Origin of the sequence: Pseudomonas laurentiana, assembly GCF_014648275.1 — a bacterium.
Classification (GTDB): Bacteria; Pseudomonadota; Gammaproteobacteria; order Pseudomonadales; family Pseudomonadaceae; genus Aquipseudomonas; species Aquipseudomonas laurentiana.
This window is the reverse complement of record NZ_BMQU01000069.1, coordinates 1-1,265: the sequence shown is the minus strand read 5'-3', so window position 1 is coordinate 1,265 and position 1,265 is coordinate 1. Positions and strand designations below refer to the sequence as shown.

The 1,265-nt window shown below is 56.0% G+C and carries 1 protein-coding gene; it reads right to left on the bottom strand.

All coding sequences use genetic code 11. The features are described 5' to 3' along the window. Positions 1-51: 51 nt before the first annotated feature. Complete coding sequence (locus IE038_RS23840) at positions 52-1,179, bottom strand: IS481 family transposase (RefSeq protein ID WP_189396411.1); 1,128 nt, start codon at positions 1,177-1,179, stop codon at positions 52-54. Positions 1,180-1,265 lie beyond the last annotated feature (86 nt).

The following is a 1,265-nucleotide window of genomic DNA, read 5'->3' as shown; positions in this document are numbered from 1 at the left end:
TGTATGGACTTGAGACATCGCTGACACATGTGCGGGGACATGGTGGACACATTATCGCTTACCGTCGGGGTTGTTGAAGTCGATGGTTCGCAGCTTGTGTTGGCAGAAGTAAACATCAAAATGGTCGGGGCCTTGATCGCTACGGCGGAGTGCTAACACATAGCCCGCTAGTGCCTTCGCTATCCGAAATGAGCGCTTCTTGAAGCGAAATTGACTGCTGTAGGGCTTCACCAGAATATCGTCGGGACTGTATTCAACGGCGGGTAGACGGCTTGGGAAAGCCCGCCTGCTCATCTGGTAGCGATCTGCCGGTACTTTGTAGCCCAGCTGCTGATGAGGACGCTTGTAGTTGTATATGCCCCGCCAGAGGTCGAAAGCTTCCTGCGCTTCTCGCAGATCCCGAAAGCTGCGCCCTGTCAGTACCTCGGCCTTGAGCGTCCGATGGAATCGCTCATCCTTGCCATTGGTTTGTGGGTGGCCTGGTCTGCTGAAAGTCAGTCGAATTCCCAAGCGAACCAACCAGATACCTAGCGGTGTGAGTTCTCCGGGATTTCTTGGCGCTCCCCAGGGCGAGCCATTATCCGCGTTGATCTGCACAGGCAGTCCATACCGGCTGAACAGATCGGTCAGGTGCTCCATGACCAACCCTGTGCGCTGATGTGCGCAGGCCTGTATCACAAGGTTGAAGCGAGAGTGGTCATCAATCAGCGTCAGCGGATAACAAGGTCCCTGAGCCGTTTGGAAGAAGCCTTTAAAATCGATCTGCCACAGATCATTCGGGGCTTCGCGCTCAAAGCGTGTCCATGGTTTAGCAGCCTCGGAGGCCTCTGTGGTGATCAATCCATGCCGATGCAGGACATTGGTTACGGTACTGGCACAGATTCGCTGATCAAGCAGGTGACTGATCTTTCGGCCACCCCACGTGGAGTGCTCCTTACGGATGGCAACCACTTCCTCCTCTAGCCCTGGCTGAGTCTTGCGAGGGCTGGTGGCCGGCTTTCGAGAGCGCTCCTGTAAGCCGGGCAGACCGTCCTGTCGAAATCGATTGAGCCATTTGTAACCCGTCTGAGGGCTAATGCCGAACCGGCGGCATAGCTCCCTCATGTTGGCGTCCGGGTGATTGGCCAGGTTAACGAACTCTTCTCTCAAGCTCATGGCATCTCTCGCGTTCCAAGGCATGGTCGTGTTCCCGGCAGGTTGCTTGCCGAAAAGTGTCCACCATGTCTCCGCACACGTGTCCACCATGTGTCCGGTCCATACACCCC